Origin of the sequence: Gaetbulibacter sp. M240 (genome assembly GCF_043876815.1) — a bacterium.
In the GTDB taxonomy this organism is placed as follows: Bacteria; Bacteroidota; Bacteroidia; order Flavobacteriales; family Flavobacteriaceae; genus Gaetbulibacter_A.
On record NZ_JBAWKA010000003.1, the window covers coordinates 106,000 to 123,816 of the forward strand.

Here is a 17,817-nt window from a genome sequence, read left to right on the forward strand (position 1 = left end):
ATTTTTAAGCCAGGTCAAACAAGGCTTTTATGTTATGGGCAAATAATTTTACAGCGATTGCCAACAAAACAACACCGAAAATCTTTCGGATAATATTAATTCCATTGACACCTAATATGCGCTCTATTTTTCCCGAGGTTTTTAGCACTATAAAAATAATAATAACATTTAAAACCACCGCAACAATAATGTTTTCCGTGCGGAATTCGGCTCGTAAAGACAATAAAGTAGTTAAGCTACCGGGGCCTGCAATAAGCGGGAATGCCAGCGGGAACACAGATGCAGTAATAGGATCGTGGTCTTCCTGTTTATATAAGGTAATCCCAAGGATCATTTCCAAGGCGATAAAAAATAAAATAAAAGCACCAGCTACAGCAAAAGAATTTACATCGATACCAATAAGATTCAGAATGCTTTTCCCTAAAAAGAGAAATACCACCAAAATAACACCAGCAATAATGGATGCTTTTTCACTTTGGATATGGCCAACTTTTTTACGAAGATCAATCACTATTGGAATGTTGCCTACAATATCTATAACGGCAAAGAGAACCATAAAAGCGGTAAATATTTCTTTAAAATTAAACTGCATTTTAGTATGAATTTTTTTGGTTTATGTGCACCAACGCAACAGTGCTAAATTTTCGGCAAAAGTACTATATTATCTTTATTAAAAAGACCTAAAGTTTAACTATTTTTGCACCTCACTTGATACTTATTTTATTATGTTCCAATTAGGGAAAACCATTGTTTCTGAGGAGGTTATCAAAAATGATTTTGTTTGTAATCTGAACGCCTGTAAGGGCGCTTGTTGCATTGATGGAGAGGCTGGGGCTCCTTTGGATCCTGAGGAAACACATATTCTGGAAAAAATCTACCCTAAAGTGAAACCATTTTTGCGCCCTGAAGGGATTGCTGCTATTAAAGCTCAAGGCACTTCAGTGAAAACTGAGGATGGTGAATTGGAAACGCCATTAATTGATGGAGCCGATTGTGCCTATGTTATTTTTGATGAGCATAAAACGGCGCTATGCGGTATTGAAGAAGCTTACAACCAAGGAGAGATCGATTGGAAAAAACCGGTTTCCTGCCATTTATATCCGGTTCGTGTTCAGGATTACACGGAATTTTCAGCGGTGAATTATCATCGTTGGCAAATTTGTGACGATGCTTGTTCCTTAGGTGAGGAATTAGGTGTTCCGGTTTACAAATTCGTAAAAGAAGCCTTAATTAGGAAATTTGGACCCGATTGGTATACAGAGTTGGAGACCGTTGCAAAAAACCTAAAAAATAAGCCGTAATCCACTTCAAAACGTGCCTGAAACAGGGCTTTTTAGGGTGAAATTTTGGCTGAAATCTACTCTAAAAAAGTCCATTTTAAATTACTGATAATCAGATAATTAAAATCAGTTTTATATACAAAAATATTTTTTAGGACTATTTTTTCATTGTTAAAAACTTGTTAACAATGTTTACAAATATACCTTTCATTTTTGGCATCTATTTTCAATATTTGTTATTCCCAAATTATTAAAAATAATCGTCAAACTTTATAAAAACACTCAAAAAAAAATGTCGCAAGCAGTAGAGCCCATTCTTCAGGAAAACAAAGACCGATTCGTAATTTTTCCAATCCAACATCATGATATTTGGGAATGGTATAAAAAATCGGAAGCAAGTTTCTGGACAGCTGAGGAAATTGATTTGCACCAAGATTTGTCAGATTGGTCCTCAAAACTGAATGATGATGAGCGTTATTTTATAAAACACATTTTAGCTTTTTTTGCAGCTAGTGATGGTATTGTTAATGAGAATTTAGCTGAGAACTTCGTGAACGAAGTACAGTATAGCGAAGCAAAATTCTTTTACGGGTTTCAAATTATGATGGAGAACATCCATAGTGAAACCTATTCCCTTCTTATTGACACCTACGTAAAGGACGAAAAAGAAAAAGATATTTTATTCAACGCTCTTGAAAACTTTCCAGCGATCAAGAAAAAAGCCGACTGGGCCTTAAAATGGATTGAATCTCCAAGCTTTGCTGAGCGCTTAATTGCCTTTGCCGCTGTAGAAGGTATCTTCTTTTCGGGTGCATTTTGCTCGATTTTCTGGTTGAAGAAACGTGGCCTAATGCCAGGTTTAACCTTTTCTAACGAGCTTATCTCTAGAGATGAGGGTGTACACTGTGATTTTGCAGTCCACCTTCACGAAAACCATTTGAAAAATAAAGTGCCAAAATCACGAATTAAAGAGATTTTGATTGACGCTTTAGATATAGAACGTGAATTTATCACAGAATCACTTCCTGTGAGTTTAATAGGTATGAATGCGAATCTTATGTCGCAATACCTTGAGTTTGTAACCGATCGCTTATTATTTGAGTTGGGTTGCGACAAGGTATATAATACTGCGAATCCTTTTGATTTTATGGACATGATTTCTTTACAAGGAAAAACCAACTTCTTTGAAAAACGTGTTTCTGAATATCAAAAAGCAGGCGTAATGAACAAAGAGGAAGAAAAAGATAAATTTAGTTTTGATGCCGACTTTTAATGAACGAACCCTGCTGTTAAAGGTTTAACCAATTTACATTGGTTAAACAGTAAGATCCGAATTAAATTGTGTGTTCCACAATGTGGAATTGCTAGAAATAACCATTTTTTAAAAATTAATTAACCATTTTATTTTGAATAGCTTAAATGCTAGTTCAAGATGAAGCCAACCAATTTAACCCCTTTTTCTGAAGGCGTTCAGAAAAATAAAAACCCTAATAAGCAATGTATGTATTAAAAAGAGACGGAAGAAAGGAGCAGGTGATGTTCGATAAAATCACCGCCCGAGTAAAAAAATTATGCTACGGACTAAATGAGCTCGTAGATCCTTTAAAAGTAACTATGCGCGTTATCGAAGGCCTTTACGATGGTGTAACCACCAGTGAACTTGATAACCTGGCTGCTGAAATAGCGGCAACAATGACCACAGCGCACCCGGATTATGCCCGGTTAGCAGCACGTATTTCGGTGTCAAACTTGCACAAGAATACCAAAAAGACATTTAGTGAGGTGATGCACGATCTTTACACCTATGTAAACCCAAGAACCGGTAAAGATGCACCATTACTTTCTGATGAGGTGTATAATGTAATTATGGAGAACAAAGACCGTCTCGACTCCACAATTATTTACAATCGTGATTTTGGGTACGATTATTTTGGGTTTAAAACATTAGAACGCTCTTATTTATTGAAATTGAATGGACAAATCGCCGAGCGTCCGCAGCATATGCTTATGCGTGTATCGGTTGGGATCCATTTAAATGATCTTGAGTCAGCTATCGAAACCTACGAGCTGATGTCAAAAAAATATTTTACGCACGCCACTCCAACCTTGTTTAACGCAGGAACACCAAAACCACAGATGTCATCTTGTTTCTTATTAACCATGAAGGAAGACAGTATCGATGGTATATATGATACCCTGAAACAAACGGCTAAGATCTCACAATCTGCTGGAGGTATTGGTTTAGCAATGCACAACATCCGAGCTACGGGCAGTTATATTTCAGGAACTAATGGTACCAGTAACGGGATCGTTCCTATGTTACGCGTATTTAACGATACCGCCCGTTATGTAGATCAGGGTGGAGGTAAACGAAAAGGTAGTTTTGCTATTTATTTAGAAACCTGGCATGCCGATATTTTTGATTTCTTAGAGTTGAAGAAAAACCACGGGAAAGAAGAAATGCGTGCGCGAGACCTGTTCTACGCCATGTGGATCTCTGACCTCTTCATGAAACGTGTTGAGGAAAATGGAGAATGGACCTTGATGTGCCCAAATGAATGTCCAGGACTACCTGAAGCCCATAGTGAAGAATTCGAAAAATTATACACCAAATATGAAAAAGAGGGTAAAGGTCGTAAAACTATAAAAGCCCGTGAACTTTGGGAGAAAATTACTGAATCTCAGATCGAAACCGGAACGCCATACATGTTGTATAAAGATGCGGCAAACCGTAAATCGAATCAAAAAAATCTGGGAACGATCCGGTCTTCAAACTTATGTACCGAGATTATGGAATATACATCTCCTGATGAAGTAGCTGTATGTAACTTAGCCTCGATCGCATTACCAATGTTCATCAAAAACGGCGAGTTCGATCACAAAGAATTATACCGTATTACCAAGCGAGTAACTAAAAACCTGAATCGTGTTATCGACAGAAACTACTATCCGGTACCGGAAGCTAAGAACTCCAACATGCGTCACAGACCTATTGGGCTTGGCGTACAAGGATTAGCAGATACCTTTATCCAGTTGCGCTTGCCATTTACCAGTGATGAGGCAAAACAGTTGAACCAGGATATTTTTGAGACCCTGTATTATGCGGCAGTTTCAGCTAGTATGGAAGAAGCGAAGGCTGATGGCCCTTACGAAACCTATGAAGGATCTCCGATCAGTCAGGGACAGTTTCAGCATAACTTATGGAACGTAAAAGACGAAGAATTAAGTGGTCGATGGGATTGGGATAAATTGCGCGAAAAAGTAATGAAACACGGTGTAAGAAACTCCTTGTTAGTAGCACCTATGCCAACGGCTTCAACGTCTCAGATCCTTGGGAATAACGAATGTTTTGAACCATATACTTCTAATATTTATACCCGTCGCGTATTATCGGGGGAGTTTATTGTGGTGAACAAACATTTATTGGAAGACCTAGTAGAACTTGGGCTTTGGAATGAGACTCTGAAACAGGATGTCATGAGAGCCAATGGTTCTATTCAAAATATCGAAGGGATCCCACAGGAGATTAAAGAGCTTTACAAGACCGTTTGGGAATTGAGTATGAAAGACATTATTGATATGTCGCGTCAGCGAGGTTACTTTATAGATCAGTCACAATCCTTGAACTTATTTATGGAGGGTGCAACAATGGCGAAACTTACTTCCATGCATTTTTACGCTTGGAAAAGCGGCTTGAAAACAGGGATGTATTATCTGCGTACAAAGAGTGCGGTAGATGCTATTAAGTTTACGCTTAAAACGACTAAAAAAGGAGAACCAATTGCTGAAATAGCTGAAGTTGTTCAAGTAGACCCTGTAGTTCGGGAGCAAACCGAAATGAAGAAAAAGAAACTGGCAGCGCAAAACGCAGCGAAATTTGCCAAAGAAAAAAACCCACAACCTGAAGAGGAGATAAAACCAATGACTCCGGAAGAAATGAAAGCTTTAATAGCACAGGCTAAAGAAAGTGAAGGAGATGATTGTTTAATGTGTGGTTCTTAAGTTTATTAAGTTATTTATACCTTTTGAATGTCAAAGTATCATATAAGAGGTATTTATTAAGTGTTACTAAAAAAAACACCTCCAAGCGGAGGTGTTTTTTTATATACTAAAGTCTTTATTTTTTAAACATTAATCCATAAAAAAGCACCTCCGAAGAGGTGCTTTCCATTTGAAACGCTACATCAATGTTAGCACACTCATGTTAGTTATTACCGTTATTCAACGCAACATCGCCCTCTTGTGCCATCATCGCAAAGAATTTGTCGATGTTTGGGAGTAAAATGATTCGGGTGAATCTGTTTTTCGCCATATTTTCTTTAGTATCATTTTTAGCGACAGGTTGATATAAACTTCTACCTGAAGCAATCATTTTTGCAGGATCAACTTCATATTTTTCTTGAAGACGACGCACTACAGAGGTTGCTCTTAATACACTGAGGTCCCAATTGTCCTTAATATGTTCTGTGGTAATGGTTCTGGAATCTGTGTGTCCCTCAACCATCACATCTAAACTAGGCTCAGAGTTAATCACATCAGCTAATTTCTTTAATACGGTATCAGCCTTTGAACTTAAATTATAACTGGCCGTATTGAATAACATGTTATCAGCAATCGAGATCATCACTACCGTTTCATTGATGTCAACGGCAAAATCCTCATCCTCACTCATGTTGCTTTCGTTAATGGTTTTTTGAAGGTTATAAGCCACGGCTAGATTCATAGAATCTTTAAGGGTTTTCGCCTGACTTAATTTGGCAGGGTCAACATGCGTTAAAGTTTCACGCATATTTACTTTGGTGTCGTTCGTAATCACAGCAACGTCGCCGACGGTTTCTAACTTTGAGTCATTTTCTTCTTTTAAAGAAGCAATTTTAGAGTTGTATTCCTCAACACGAGCTTCAATTTTAGCAAATTTAGCTTCGAGATCTTCTTTAGCAACTTGTGTTTTTTGTAATTCACTTCTTATTTCACCATTTTCCTGTTGTAGAGCTACGTATTTCTTTTTTGAAACACATGAAAAGGTGAAAATACTTACGAGTAATAAAAGGGATAATTTCTTCATAATAATAGTTATATTCTTTAGGTTCTATTATTATATACGCACAAGGCTTTGTTCTAGATGTTGAAATGTTGTTTTTTTTTGGATAAAAAGTAAAAAAGCACCGGATTCCGGTGCTTTTTTTATTTAATGAATGTATTCACAAGAAATTTAATTTTCTTCAGGATTATTTATTTTCGCCGGCTTCACTGACGCATCATGGGCGTTGTGATACTCCTCAAGAAGATTCATAGTAGCGGTAAGCAAATCTTTGGTCTCAAGTAATACACTAAAATAAAGGGTCGTATTTTTTGGACTTGATTCTTCAGTTCTAGTACGGTTTACTTGCTTCTGAATCTTTTCTGAAACTAAACTAAACACCTCTTGTTCTTTATTTAAAAGATGGCCTATTTGTTCAAAAGATCTGGAAATAAAAGCCTCTCTGGTCGTATTGAATAACTTCTCGAGATATTCATCAACTTCTTTTAATTCTTTTATCTGATTGAATTTTAATTTCTTATGATTATTGTTTACGTGTTTGTGACTCACTTTTGATATATATTCCAAAGACTGGGTCATGTCCTGTAAATAACCTAAAATGTTGATATAAAAATTACTAGCACCAACACTTGATTCGTCAAGGTTTTTAATAAAATAAAAGATATTGTTTCTTAGTTCTTCAACTTCGTCTGATAATTTATTAACCTGTTTTTTATTCTTTTTTAATAAGGATAAATCTTGTTTTGCTAAACCGTTAATAGCATTCGTGTAAATTTTATTTCCGCGCTTCACTACGTTAGCAATATTTCCGGCACTTTCATGAATAACACCTTGAACTGAGCTACTTTCAGCTTTTTTCAAAGAATCTTCCGCCTTAACTTCTTTAGACTTTTTGTTATGCACTATGGAACTTCTAATAAGTAAAGCAAAGGCTATTACTAAAAGTATTGGGAACATCACACTTAAATTCAAATTTAAGAGATACGCCACTAATGCAGAAGCCGTAAATGCACTAAAAGCAGTAAAGAACCATCCACCAATTACATTCAAAACTCCGGCTACGCGATAAACAGCACTTTCTGCTCCCCAGGCACGATCAGCAAGCGAAGATCCCATAGCTACCATGAAGGTTACATAGGTTGTGGATAACGGTAATTTATATGATGTTGCTATAGATATTAAAACGGCAGCAACCATAAGGTTAACGGCGGCTCTTACTAAATCGAATGCTGGTAATTCGAGAGTTTTATTTTTAGCCAAATTAATTACGGGTGCTTCAAATTGTTTTTCAATTTTATTTTGCCAGGATTTTGGTAACATTAAGGAAGACATTTGAGACATTAAAACCGCAAACCGAACAAAACCTCTGGATAAGAAATTGGGTTGAAAACGCTCCTTGGTTTCACCTTGGCTTGATAAGTCTACAGATGTTTTAACAACTGTTTTCGCTTTACTCGAAAACCATAAGGTTAATACCATTACAATACCAGCCCCTACGAGAAGCAAATTGTTGGTAGGAACTTTTTCTGCCAAGACGTCCATAGGAAAATCAATAGCAGCAACTCCTGATGCAGACCAAGCTAAAAATGCATTGTAGGCTGCTACCGGAACACCTATAAAGTTTACCAGGTCATTACCGGCAAATGCTAATGCTAAGGCAAAAGTTCCAACTACAATAATAAGCTTGTAAATATTTGTTTTTACAAACTTAATCAGGGCATATGAAAATAATGACCAAAACACAAAACTACTAAGGACGATAGGGATTACTTGATTTTCCAAAAAGGTATTAAAGGTTCTACCATTAAGAATTTCAAAGGATTCTTTGGCATAAGAGGTGCCCTTTAAACCTTTCATAAAGATAAAATAGGTTAGGGCTGTTAATGCAACGCCCCCAAATAAGGCACCTACCCAGGCTGCCTTTTTTTCAAAATTATAAGATAAAAGGAGTCTTGAAAACCATTGCACTAAGGCACCTATGGAAAAGGCGACCAGAACTGAGAGTAAAATACCAAAAATAATTTGCGAGGCTTTCGAAGTGTTTATATAGCTAATAACATCCTCAAAATTGCCACCTTCATGTCCTATTTTAATTAAGGCAATAGCAACGGCAGCCCCCAATAATTCGAATACTATAGAAACAGTTGTAGACGTTGGCATTCCTACGGAGTTGAAAAAATCAAGTAATAGGATGTCTGTAATCATAACGGCCATGAAAATGATCATGATCTCGTCGAACATAAATTCGCCAGGATTAAAAATCCCTTTTCTCGCAACCTCCATCATACCACTTGAAAACACGGCACCTACGGTAACACCGAGACTCGCTACAATCATGATGGTTCTGAAGGAAATAGCTTTTGAACCAATCGCAGAATTTAAAAAGTTAACCGCGTCGTTACTTACACCAACAACCAAATCGGCGATGGCTAGAATGCCCAGGGCAATAATCATGTATAAGTAAATGTTATCCATAGGGTTTAGTTGTAAAATGTTTGCAAATATCATGACTATTTATGAATAATGTGTTACGTAAATGTTATTTTTTAAAAGTGAATTTCGCATTGTAAACGATACATCACCTGATTATTTCCTCCAAAACGATCCAAATAACTTATATCGGTTTGAACCTTTAAACTGTGGCCAACAACATATTTTGATAGACCGAGTGTATATTGTGTTTCCGGATCTCTTCCGGTTATATTCTGATCTAATTTAATATGTGTGTATCGACCTGATAATTCCCAGTTATTAGGAAACAAAATTCCTGATTGTAAATTAATACCACTTCCAACTTGAACTTCATCTCCGGTTGGTGTGCCATCGGAATTTTTAGCTATAGGATCCTCAGCCGTTCTATCTGAATATTCAGCCATAAAGGAGAATCCTTTGTACTTGAACATAGCGTCAATAAAGAGGGTGTTAATATTAGTTTCGAAAAACCCGGTATCGGTTAGCATGTATGAGCCTTGATTACTTCTGGTTTTTACTGCATTATTATTAATATCGTAACTAGCTGCTAATGAAAGTTTAGGTTTTTGTTCTCTGTTTAAAGCGGCACCTTTATAATCTCCCTTGCTTTTGAAGTTGCCAAAAGGGAATAACTCAAGGCGTCCGGTATATTGATACCCTCCTAAATTTCCAGTTGTTATATTACGTCCTTCGCCTTGAGCTAAGGATAATATTTCTTTAACAACAAAGGTGTTACTCAGATTAAAATGATGTCGAAGTTGAAAACCCATGTCCCGATCGATATTAAATCGACTATTTAGTAATGATCGATCAACCTGTTGTAAATTAGCCGAGGAAATAACACGCTCCCTATTACCGGGAAGTTTGGTTTGCCCGAACCAAAGCACGAAGTTATCATAGAAGTTCCACATCACAACAGCATCGAGAATGTATCGGGGGGCATTTCCGGTATATACAGAAGCACCGGATATATCCCTATTCGATAAGCCCAGCTCAATTTTATACTTTAATTTAGGGCTGTAGGCATAGCCATCGAATTTTAACCGGGATCTTCTAACCAAAAAACTGGTCTCATTGGCCTCGCCTTCATTCCACATAGAAGTTGCTAGTAATTGAGCACGTAAACCTACTTTCATAGTCCAGGAACTATCCTTGCCTACAATGTTGAATAGACCCTTTCCAAATTGATTTGATTTAATCTCTTGTGCTGAAGAAAAATTTATTACGAGAAGTAAAAGCCCTATGAAGGGAATTTTAGTTTTCATTCTATCTTAGTTTTTGTCGCTGCAAAGAACCAAAACGTATGTTAATTAAATGTTTCTTAAAGGTTAACTATCAATAAAAAAAGACTGCCTTGGCCAAAAGCAGTCTATTAGAATTCATAATCATCTAGTCGACAAAAACTAAAGCATTTTATGAAACACTAATTTAAGTCGTCTTAAGACAATCCAAATATCATGGATTAACTTCATTTAAATGTAAACCAAATATTAATTTTTCATTAAAATTAGCAAATTATTCGAAATATAAAACACTGAAAAACAAGTATTTAAAATTTTAATGTTAAATTAACGTTACTTGTATGTTGCATTAATGTTATCTAAATTGTATATTTAATCACGAATTTTAACCCACTACATCATGAAATATATTTTAACCATTCTTTTAGCGTTTTTTACAACGTTTGCATTTGCACAAGATGAAAATCGGGAATTAACCTTCAATAAGGAAACTAACTTAATTGACGTGGTGTATTATCACGATAATGGGAAGGTGAGTCAGACGGGGTCTTATACTGCCGATGGTAAGTTGGAAGGTAAATGGTTAACGTTTAACGAGGAAGGTAAAAAAACTACTGTAGCCTATTATAAAGAAGGTAAAAAAGTAGGAACATGGACCTACTGGATCGATGGTAAAGTAAAAAAGGTAGACTACACCAACAATGTAGCCTCTTTATAAAATCAAGCACCATAAAAATAAAAAAAGCATTACGCTACAGCGTAATGCTTTTTTTATTTTAGAAGAACAGAGCTTACTCCTTAGACCAACCAGCACCCCAGGTCGCAAAATCGGTCATCGTACCTGCGCCATCGTTGGTTACAAAATCAGTAACCGTGAAGGTTTCTGTGGTTTGATTATCTAATTTGATATTGATATCATTAAAAGTAACATCTGTGGCATTTAAGGAATTGTCTAATACCCAAGCTCCTGTTGGATTATCCCCAGCATCACCATGAATACCAAATCCTTTATTATAACCTTGTAAATAAATGTTATTAAAAATAGCCTTGGTGCCTACTCTTAAACGAATAGCTTCACCACCGGTTGATGCGCCATTCCCGATAATAGTAATATTGGTTAGCGTTGGATTTGACCAAAATATTGGACTCGCATTATTGCCGTAATCCGAATTGTAACCATCGGCTTCAATACCTTTGTCGTGACTGGCACCATGTTTTACATAGGCATCGGTTATGGATCCTGAGTAACCTTCGGTCCAGTCAATAGAATCATCTTCATTATTAATAGCCACCAAGTGAGATACGTTTACGGTACCACCGAAAAATTCGATTCCGTCATCTTTTCCAGCGAAAGATTCTATATAATCAACTAAAGTACCAGCGCCTACACCGTAAAAAGAGATACCGTTATTCTCAGAAGAACCGTCAGCAGCACCACCTGAATACTCTACGCGAACGTAGCGCAGGATACCGGAGTCGTCATTAGCATTTGTTCCGCCGTAAGGCAAACTTCCAATTTCAGAAGTAGACGAATTTCCGGATGTTACCGAGTTGATAGGTGCTCGACCTAAAAGGATCAAACCTCCCCAGTCGCCCGGAGCAGGAGAAGAAGCGTTGGACGTTAAAACGATAGGCTCAGAAGCGGTTCCCTGGGCATCGATCCTAGCCCCTTGAGAAATAGCGATATATACACTTGCACCTGTAGCTAAAGCTTTAATGGTCATACCTGCCGGAATGGTTAAAGTAGTTCCGGAAGTCATGATTAATGGACCATTAAGTACATAGGTATTGTTTATATCAAGCGTTAGATCTTGTGTATAATTACCTGAAAGGAATATGGTTTCACCATTAATATCGTCAGTGCCACCGTAATTATTTATGATGACATCCGAAGTGCCGTCTGTTGTACAGGAGAATAGCACAGAGATCAATGCTAATCCTAATATTAAATTTTTTTTCATCATTCTTTGTTTAATTAATTTTTGATTTAATGGTTATAGCTAAAATTTATATTTCAATTGGAGGCCAATATTCATCCCGCGTTGGTAGTTTGAGATTCCTTTACCATTGGCTGAGGTTACCTCGACATTACCAAGTGTAGTTTCTCTAACATACCTTACTTTAGGATTTAATAAGTTCATGACACTTAAGTTTATTTCAAAAGCATCTTTTAGTTCATTCTTCCAAATAAAGTCTAAAGTTGGAATACCTTTTTCTATCACATTTCCTAGTTGTCCTGAGCCCAAAGCGTCAATACGATCAGAGAAATATGAGAATACGAGGTTGGCTGTAGGTTTATAGTTTTCAAATACCGGAGAATAATTGATATCCGCATTTAATATGAATGGTGATGCCCCTTGAAGTGCTTCAGTGCTCCTGTTAAAGGATAAATTATAGGTTCCGCTAATATTTGGATACAGGTCCTGTTCGGTTTTCATGTAAGTGGCATTCAAACCGGCTGAAAGACTGGTGTTATCATCTTCATCCGTAATCAGATTTTTTCTAATTTCCAATTCTACACCATAAATGGTAGCCTTATCACCAGTTCTAAAGTAGCGCTGTGTTCCTGTAGCATCCGCTCCTACAACCAGGTTGATAGGGTCTTTGATCTCTTTGGCGAAAGCTGAAACGGCCAAAAGCTCACTTTTGCTGAAAAACCATTCGTATTTTAGATCGATGTTGAAAATTTTTGAGTAGCCTTTTTGTAACAGATCGGGGTTACCACCAATACGGCTTGCCACATTTTCGTACACAAAGGGAGCCACTTCTTTAAACTCTGGAATTGATGCCGTTTGACTCGCTGTAAAACGTAGGTTCTGATCATCGTTCAAGGCATACTTTACATTTAAACTTGGCAACACAAAGGTGTTATTCGAGTTGATGCTAGCAACACCATTATTACCCAAGTTGATCACATCGTAACTGATAGCTTGTTCCACCGATTCAAAACGTATCCCGGGAACGATCAACCATTTTTCACCAAGTTTGATCTCGGTGTCCACGTAAGCCGCATTGATGTCTAAAGTACCATCATAGGTGTTTTCAGGTAAGCCCGGGCGATTGGTATTTGAAAGCCCTGGAATAGTGTTGATCACTCGAATTTGATATACCCCATCGTTATCGTTTGGATCCACACGCAGATTATCTAATGTAAATATAGAATTGAAATTATTCACATTGTCAATGGTATAATTAGGATCTACGATATCGTAGCCATACCGAATGTTATCAAATGCTCGTGATTTACTTTTACCATTATAACCTACATTTAATTTCAATTCGTCAGTGAAGGTGAAGGCGAAATTTAAACGGCTGTTGAACTCGTCATCCTTGATATTTTGGAAATAACGTTGGTTATCGAAAACCACGTTACTGTAAAAACTTGGATTGGTATTGGGGTCATTGTCTAATGCGAAATGATAGCTTTCCAAACTGATACGTTTTCTATCGGGTTGTTTGTTGTGTACCACGTTGTAACCCATAGCCCAATTGATATCTAGAATACCATATTTATGGTCACCTTCCAATTGGTTTACAACCATTTGCGTTTGATCGAACTGTACGTTCATTTGATAAAATCCTATTTCAGAATCTACAATGGCATCGCGGTTTCTACCGTTACCATCAATACCAAAATAACCTACAACATCAGATGAATTGTTTACAAATAGAGAGGTTAATTTTAAACTGTTATGGTCGTCAATACGGTATTTCGCTGTACCCATAACTGTAGAGTTTGTGGTATACTCGTATTCCTCAGCTGCTTCAAATGCTTTTTTCTCTACAAGGGTATAATCGATGGCGGAACCTTGTCGGTATTCATAGCCATTTTCAAAAGAGCCGGTTAAAAAGAGGCTCAATTTCGAACCATTCTCAAAATTGAATGACTTTCCTGCAGCCCCCGAATAGTTTATATTTATTGGCGTTCCGGCATCTTGAGGGTCGATACCATGTGATAAGATAACCGCAAACGGATTGTGCTCATAACGTCCATAATAACCCCAGTAACCGGTACCTTCACTTCTTACAAAGTTCTTACCAATCGCATTGGTGTTGAATCCTGATCCGGTATTAAATTCCAGCAGCTCCTTACTGGTAAAATCTTTAGAGGTAATATCGACATTTCCCGCAGAGAAATCACTGTAATATTTTGCAGAGTAAGCTTTAGCTACAGATACATTTTCGATAACATCTGTTGAGAACAAGCTCAGGTCGATGTTCTTTTTATTGACATTATTTGATGGTAATGACAAGCCGTTCATCGTCGTGTTTTGGTAACGATCACCCAAACCACGTACATAAACATTACTGGAACCTTCTTGTTTAGAAATTCCTGATATTTTTGAAATAGCCGCCGCCGCGTTACTCACCCCTTTTCGAGATAATTCCTGGGCACCAATACTTTGTTTTATTTCAACAGCCTTCTTTTGATCCAATAACAAAGCAGTTTCACTTTCTTTGCGCGTGGTCGTTGTAATCACAACTTCGTCTAATGATGCCGCACTGGCGCTCATGGTTATATCAACCTCAGTCTCTTTTCCTACGGCAACCGTTACCGGAATTTCCTGCGTGGTATATCCCACAAAACTGAATATTAAAGTATAAGGTCCCGGATCCAAATCATTAAAACTATATAAACCATCAAAATCAGAGGTTGTTCCTTTCGTGGTTCCTTTTATTAGGACATTGGCGAAGGCCAGAGGTTCATTATTATACTCTTTATCAATCAGCTTTCCTACAATAGAACCCGTGTTCTGTGCGAAAGACAATGAGGTGATTAAGACTATAAATAATAAGGTTATTTTTTTCATTAGTATTTCTAAATTTCTTGGTGCAAAGAAACCACCAACATGTGAATACAGTGTTACCTCAAGATTAAAGAACAGTGATAAAAGTGTTAGGATAATGTTACCATAATCAGCATATGTTTTTTATTCATTACGTTCTCTTAACATTTAAGCCTTAAAGATTTTAAAGAGATATTAAAAATGGGAGCACTAAAAAAGAAAAGCGCCGCTTTCGTAAAAAAGCGGCGCTTCAAGTTGCCCTATTTTTATTTTGCAATGTGTTTAGTTATCGGATACTGATGCAGTTTTTTGCCCGGCACTGGCCAAGGATACCAGATCTTCTAATGAGATGGAACTGGCAGCCATTTCTAAAGTAACGGTGTTTGTAGTTTCAGGTTTTACTTCAACAGTGATCTCTTTAGGGTCATAACCAACAAAACGCGATACCAAGGTGTAGGTGCCGGGTTTAAGATTATCAAATTTAAAATGACCCTGAGCGTCAGATACAGTTTCCGTATTTAAACCTTTCAAAGTTACTTTAGCCATATTAAGCGGTGCTTTATTCGATTCCAGATCTAATAAATTACCGGAAATACGTCCCGTATTTTGCGCAAATCCTGTTGCAGTAATCACTAAAAAAACAACGGTGTAAAATAATTTCATTGACTTTCTCTAATTGTTGTTACAAAGAACACATTAAAGCTTTAATTGAATGTTATCCTAGCATTAAACAAAAGTCATGTTTATGTTACTTTAATGTTACCAAATCCAGCCTTCTTTTTTTACCTAATTTAGTTATCTTGCCAGCATTAATTATTTACCATGAACTGGGAGCAACTTTTATCATTAAAACGCTACGGCGATACAAACAAACGTTTACGAAAAGAGCAGGACGATACCCGACTGGGATTTGAGGTGGATTACGACCGCGTGATCTTCTCGGCCGCCTTTCGTAGTTTACAAGATAAAACCCAGGTGATCCCCTTGTCGCAAACCGATTTTGTACACACCCGCTTAACCCATAGTTTGGAGGTTAGCGTAGTAGGGCGTTCCTTGGGGCGTTTGGTAGGTAAAAAGCTCATTGAAAAACATCCGCATTTACAAAAGGTGCACGGCTATCAGGCTAATGATTTTGGAGCCATTGTCGCAGCAGCAGCTTTAGCCCATGATATTGGGAATCCTCCTTTCGGACATTCAGGAGAGAAAGCTATTGGCGAGTTTTTTAAAACGGGAGTCGGAAACCAATTCAAAGATCAGCTTACAACAAAAGAATATCAGGACCTTTGCGATTTTGAAGGTAATGCCAACGGCTTTAAATTACTAACCGAAAGTCGTCCCGGGCGTCCCGGGGGTCTACGTCTTAGTTACGCCACGCTCGGGGCATTTATGAAATATCCCAAAGAATCGCTTCCTAAGCGTCCTACAAATCATATTGCTGATAAAAAATATGGCTTTTTTCAAAGTGAAAAAACGGCGTTCTCTGATGTGGCTGAAGATCTTGGGTTGTTGAAACAAAAGGGATCAGATCTTCGATATGCCAGACACCCATTGGCCTTTTTAGTAGAAGCAGCCGATGATATTTGCTATACTATTATTGATTTTGAGGATGGGATCAATCTCGGTCTAATTCAAGAGGAATATGCTCTCGAGTTTTTGTCCAAGATCATCCGCAGCAACATCAAACCCGAAAATTATTATGCGCTCTCTACCAAAGAAGACCGTATAGGTTATTTGCGTGCTCTGGCTATTGGCAACCTCATTAACGAGGCGGCGAGTATTTTTATGCAAAATGAAGACGCCATTTTACAAGGGAATTTCCACACGGCGCTTTTAGATAAAAGTCAATACGACGCCCAGATCAAGGATATTATTAAAATAAGTGTTCAAAACATCTACCAATCAACAGAGGTGGTCGATAAAGAAATTGCCGGATACCGCGTCATCAGCACCTTACTCGATACCTACACCCGGGCGCTAAACAATCATTTCAACAATACGGCTGCGCATTACGATAAGCTAATTCTTAAAGGTTGGTCGCCCAATCTCAAGCTCGAAACCTCCACGCTTTACCAACGTCTTTCCAGTGTTTGTTTTCACATCGCCTCGCTATCCGACAGTCAAGCGATCAAGGAGTACAAAAAGATCCAGGGGATCGAGTTGTAATTTTACCGTCATTGCGAGCAAAGCGAAGCAATCTTTATGATGAGATTACTACGTCGCCAAATCTCTTCGTAATGACTAAAAACATGGAAGCCAGTAAAATAAAGGATATATTTTGGGCGTTACCCTTCGGGTCGCGCTTTCCGTTATATCTTTTTTTCGAAACTCAAAAAAGGATGCCACTATAATCGCTAACGCGGGCTTTTTTGCTAGCCTTTGTTTAATTTCAAAGCTCCTTAATTCCTGTAAAGGCAGGAATCCACCATATCAGATTACCACGTCGCTGCGCTCCTCGTAATGACGATTATACGGGCTGTTAGTCATGCTAAGCAATCTTTAATTTCTAAAAATAATTAGTTTAAATTTCGTTTTTCAATAAAGAATCGTTTCAACAAACTTGCAGCCTCTTCTGCCAGGATACCACCCGTCATTTCAGTTTTAGGATGCAGTTTTGTTTGTAAAGCAATACAGCCCCGTTCTTCATCACGGGTGCCATAAACAATTTTTGAGATCTGACTCCAATACAAGGCCCCGGCGCACATTTGGCAGGGTTCTAGGGTCACATAAAGCGTACAATTCAAAAGATATTTACCACCTAAAAAATTAGCAGCCGAAGTAATAGCCTGCATTTCGGCGTGGGCTGTAACATCGTTCAAAGTTTCCGTGAGGTTGTGGCCTCGCGCAATAATTTTATTATCAATAACGATCACGGCACCTACAGGAATTTCACCTTTTTCAAAAGCCAATTCAGCTTCTTGCAAAGCTTTTTTCATAAAATACGTATCGTCAAACGGTGTTATCATAAGTGCAAAAATAAAAAAAAGAGCCAAGTCGGC

At 37.6% G+C, this 17,817-nt stretch carries 13 protein-coding genes; 5 read left to right on the top strand and 8 right to left on the bottom strand.

The annotated features are described in order from the left end of the window. Nucleotides 1–4: 4 nt before the first annotated feature. Complete coding sequence (locus V8G61_RS09670; protein WP_394875388.1) at nt 5–592, bottom strand: MarC family protein; 588 nt, start codon at nt 590–592, stop codon at nt 5–7. Between the two features lie 133 nt (nt 593–725). On the opposite strand from V8G61_RS09670, the gene V8G61_RS09675 reads away from it, so the two are divergent. From V8G61_RS09675 to V8G61_RS09685, 3 genes are all read left to right on the top strand, one after another. After that, nucleotides 726–1,301 carry a DUF3109 family protein gene (locus tag V8G61_RS09675; RefSeq protein WP_394875389.1) on the top strand — a complete coding sequence of 192 codons (576 nt, stop codon included), beginning with the start codon at nt 726–728 and terminating at the stop codon, nt 1,299–1,301. 271 nt (nt 1,302–1,572) lie between these two features. After that, on the top strand, nt 1,573–2,553 hold the full coding sequence (locus V8G61_RS09680; RefSeq protein ID WP_394875390.1) for a ribonucleotide-diphosphate reductase subunit beta: 981 nt from the start codon (nt 1,573–1,575) through the stop codon (nt 2,551–2,553). A 224-nt stretch (nt 2,554–2,777) separates the two neighbouring features. Beyond that, a complete protein-coding gene (locus tag V8G61_RS09685; protein ID WP_394875391.1) occupies nt 2,778–5,282 on the top strand; it encodes a ribonucleoside-diphosphate reductase subunit alpha in 2,505 nt (834 codons plus the stop codon). Nucleotides 5,283–5,484: 202 nt separating this feature from the next. Here the strand turns inward: V8G61_RS09685 and V8G61_RS09690 are convergent, their stop codons facing one another. The 3 genes from V8G61_RS09690 to V8G61_RS09700 all read right to left on the bottom strand — a co-directional run bounded on the left by V8G61_RS09690 (nt 5,485) and on the right by V8G61_RS09700 (nt 10,058). Continuing rightward, nucleotides 5,485–6,345 (bottom strand): flagellar motor protein MotB, encoded by an 861-nt coding sequence (locus V8G61_RS09690; protein ID WP_394875392.1) that lies wholly within the window; start codon nt 6,343–6,345, stop codon nt 5,485–5,487. A gap of 147 nt (nt 6,346–6,492) precedes the next feature. Continuing rightward, nucleotides 6,493–8,796, bottom strand: coding sequence for an inorganic phosphate transporter (locus tag V8G61_RS09695; protein WP_394875393.1), 2,304 nt, complete (start codon nt 8,794–8,796; stop codon nt 6,493–6,495). Nucleotides 8,797–8,867: 71 nt separating this feature from the next. Beyond that, the gene (locus V8G61_RS09700; protein ID WP_394875394.1) at nt 8,868–10,058 is read right to left on the bottom strand and encodes a porin; all 1,191 of its coding nucleotides are present in this window, start codon (nt 10,056–10,058) and stop codon (nt 8,868–8,870) included. Nucleotides 10,059–10,434: 376 nt separating this feature from the next. Here V8G61_RS09700 and V8G61_RS09705 point away from each other — a divergent pair, with 376 nt between their 5' ends. Further along, the gene (locus V8G61_RS09705; RefSeq protein WP_394875395.1) at nt 10,435–10,752 is read left to right on the top strand and encodes a toxin-antitoxin system YwqK family antitoxin; all 318 of its coding nucleotides are present in this window, start codon (nt 10,435–10,437) and stop codon (nt 10,750–10,752) included. Between the two features lie 73 nt (nt 10,753–10,825). Here the strand turns inward: V8G61_RS09705 and V8G61_RS09710 are convergent, their stop codons facing one another. The 3 genes from V8G61_RS09710 to V8G61_RS09720 all read right to left on the bottom strand — a co-directional run bounded on the left by V8G61_RS09710 (nt 10,826) and on the right by V8G61_RS09720 (nt 15,484). Next, nucleotides 10,826–11,995, bottom strand: coding sequence for a multidrug transporter (locus V8G61_RS09710; protein WP_394875396.1), 1,170 nt, complete (start codon nt 11,993–11,995; stop codon nt 10,826–10,828). Between the two features lie 39 nt (nt 11,996–12,034). Further along, nucleotides 12,035–14,845, bottom strand: coding sequence for a TonB-dependent receptor domain-containing protein (locus tag V8G61_RS09715; protein WP_394875397.1), 2,811 nt, complete (start codon nt 14,843–14,845; stop codon nt 12,035–12,037). 258 nt (nt 14,846–15,103) lie between these two features. Continuing rightward, a complete protein-coding gene (locus V8G61_RS09720; RefSeq protein ID WP_394875398.1) occupies nt 15,104–15,484 on the bottom strand; it encodes a carboxypeptidase-like regulatory domain-containing protein in 381 nt (126 codons plus the stop codon). A gap of 159 nt (nt 15,485–15,643) precedes the next feature. Between V8G61_RS09720 and V8G61_RS09725 the strand changes: the two genes are divergently transcribed. Continuing rightward, nucleotides 15,644–16,984, top strand: a complete 1,341-nt coding sequence (locus tag V8G61_RS09725; protein ID WP_394875400.1) for a deoxyguanosinetriphosphate triphosphohydrolase — start codon at nt 15,644–15,646, stop codon at nt 16,982–16,984. A 350-nt stretch (nt 16,985–17,334) separates the two neighbouring features. On the opposite strand, the gene V8G61_RS09730 is transcribed toward V8G61_RS09725, so the two are convergent. Next, on the bottom strand, nt 17,335–17,784 hold the full coding sequence (locus tag V8G61_RS09730) for a nucleoside deaminase (protein ID WP_394875401.1): 450 nt from the start codon (nt 17,782–17,784) through the stop codon (nt 17,335–17,337). Nucleotides 17,785–17,817: the final 33 nt, after the last annotated feature.

Bases quoted from the DNA above. Each gene is read 5' to 3' on its own strand.
- V8G61_RS09725 (WP_394875400.1), top strand. From the start codon at position 15,644: ATGAACTGGGAGCAACTTTTATCATTAAAACGCTACGGCGATACAAAC.
- V8G61_RS09670 (WP_394875388.1), bottom strand. From the start codon at position 592: ATGCAGTTTAATTTTAAAGAAATATTTACCGCTTTTATGGTTCTCTTT.
- V8G61_RS09695 (WP_394875393.1), bottom strand. From the start codon at position 8,796: ATGGATAACATTTACTTATACATGATTATTGCCCTGGGCATTCTAGCC.
- V8G61_RS09680 (WP_394875390.1), top strand. From the start codon at position 1,573: ATGTCGCAAGCAGTAGAGCCCATTCTTCAGGAAAACAAAGACCGATTC.
- V8G61_RS09700 (WP_394875394.1), bottom strand. From the start codon at position 10,058: ATGAAAACTAAAATTCCCTTCATAGGGCTTTTACTTCTCGTAATAAAT.
- V8G61_RS09685 (WP_394875391.1), top strand. From the start codon at position 2,778: ATGTATGTATTAAAAAGAGACGGAAGAAAGGAGCAGGTGATGTTCGAT.
- V8G61_RS09675 (WP_394875389.1), top strand. From the start codon at position 726: ATGTTCCAATTAGGGAAAACCATTGTTTCTGAGGAGGTTATCAAAAAT.
- V8G61_RS09705 (WP_394875395.1), top strand. From the start codon at position 10,435: ATGAAATATATTTTAACCATTCTTTTAGCGTTTTTTACAACGTTTGCA.
- V8G61_RS09690 (WP_394875392.1), bottom strand. From the start codon at position 6,345: ATGAAGAAATTATCCCTTTTATTACTCGTAAGTATTTTCACCTTTTCA.
- V8G61_RS09710 (WP_394875396.1), bottom strand. From the start codon at position 11,995: ATGAAAAAAAATTTAATATTAGGATTAGCATTGATCTCTGTGCTATTC.
- V8G61_RS09730 (WP_394875401.1), bottom strand. From the start codon at position 17,784: ATGATAACACCGTTTGACGATACGTATTTTATGAAAAAAGCTTTGCAA.
- V8G61_RS09720 (WP_394875398.1), bottom strand. From the start codon at position 15,484: ATGAAATTATTTTACACCGTTGTTTTTTTAGTGATTACTGCAACAGGA.
- V8G61_RS09715 (WP_394875397.1), bottom strand. From the start codon at position 14,845: ATGAAAAAAATAACCTTATTATTTATAGTCTTAATCACCTCATTGTCT.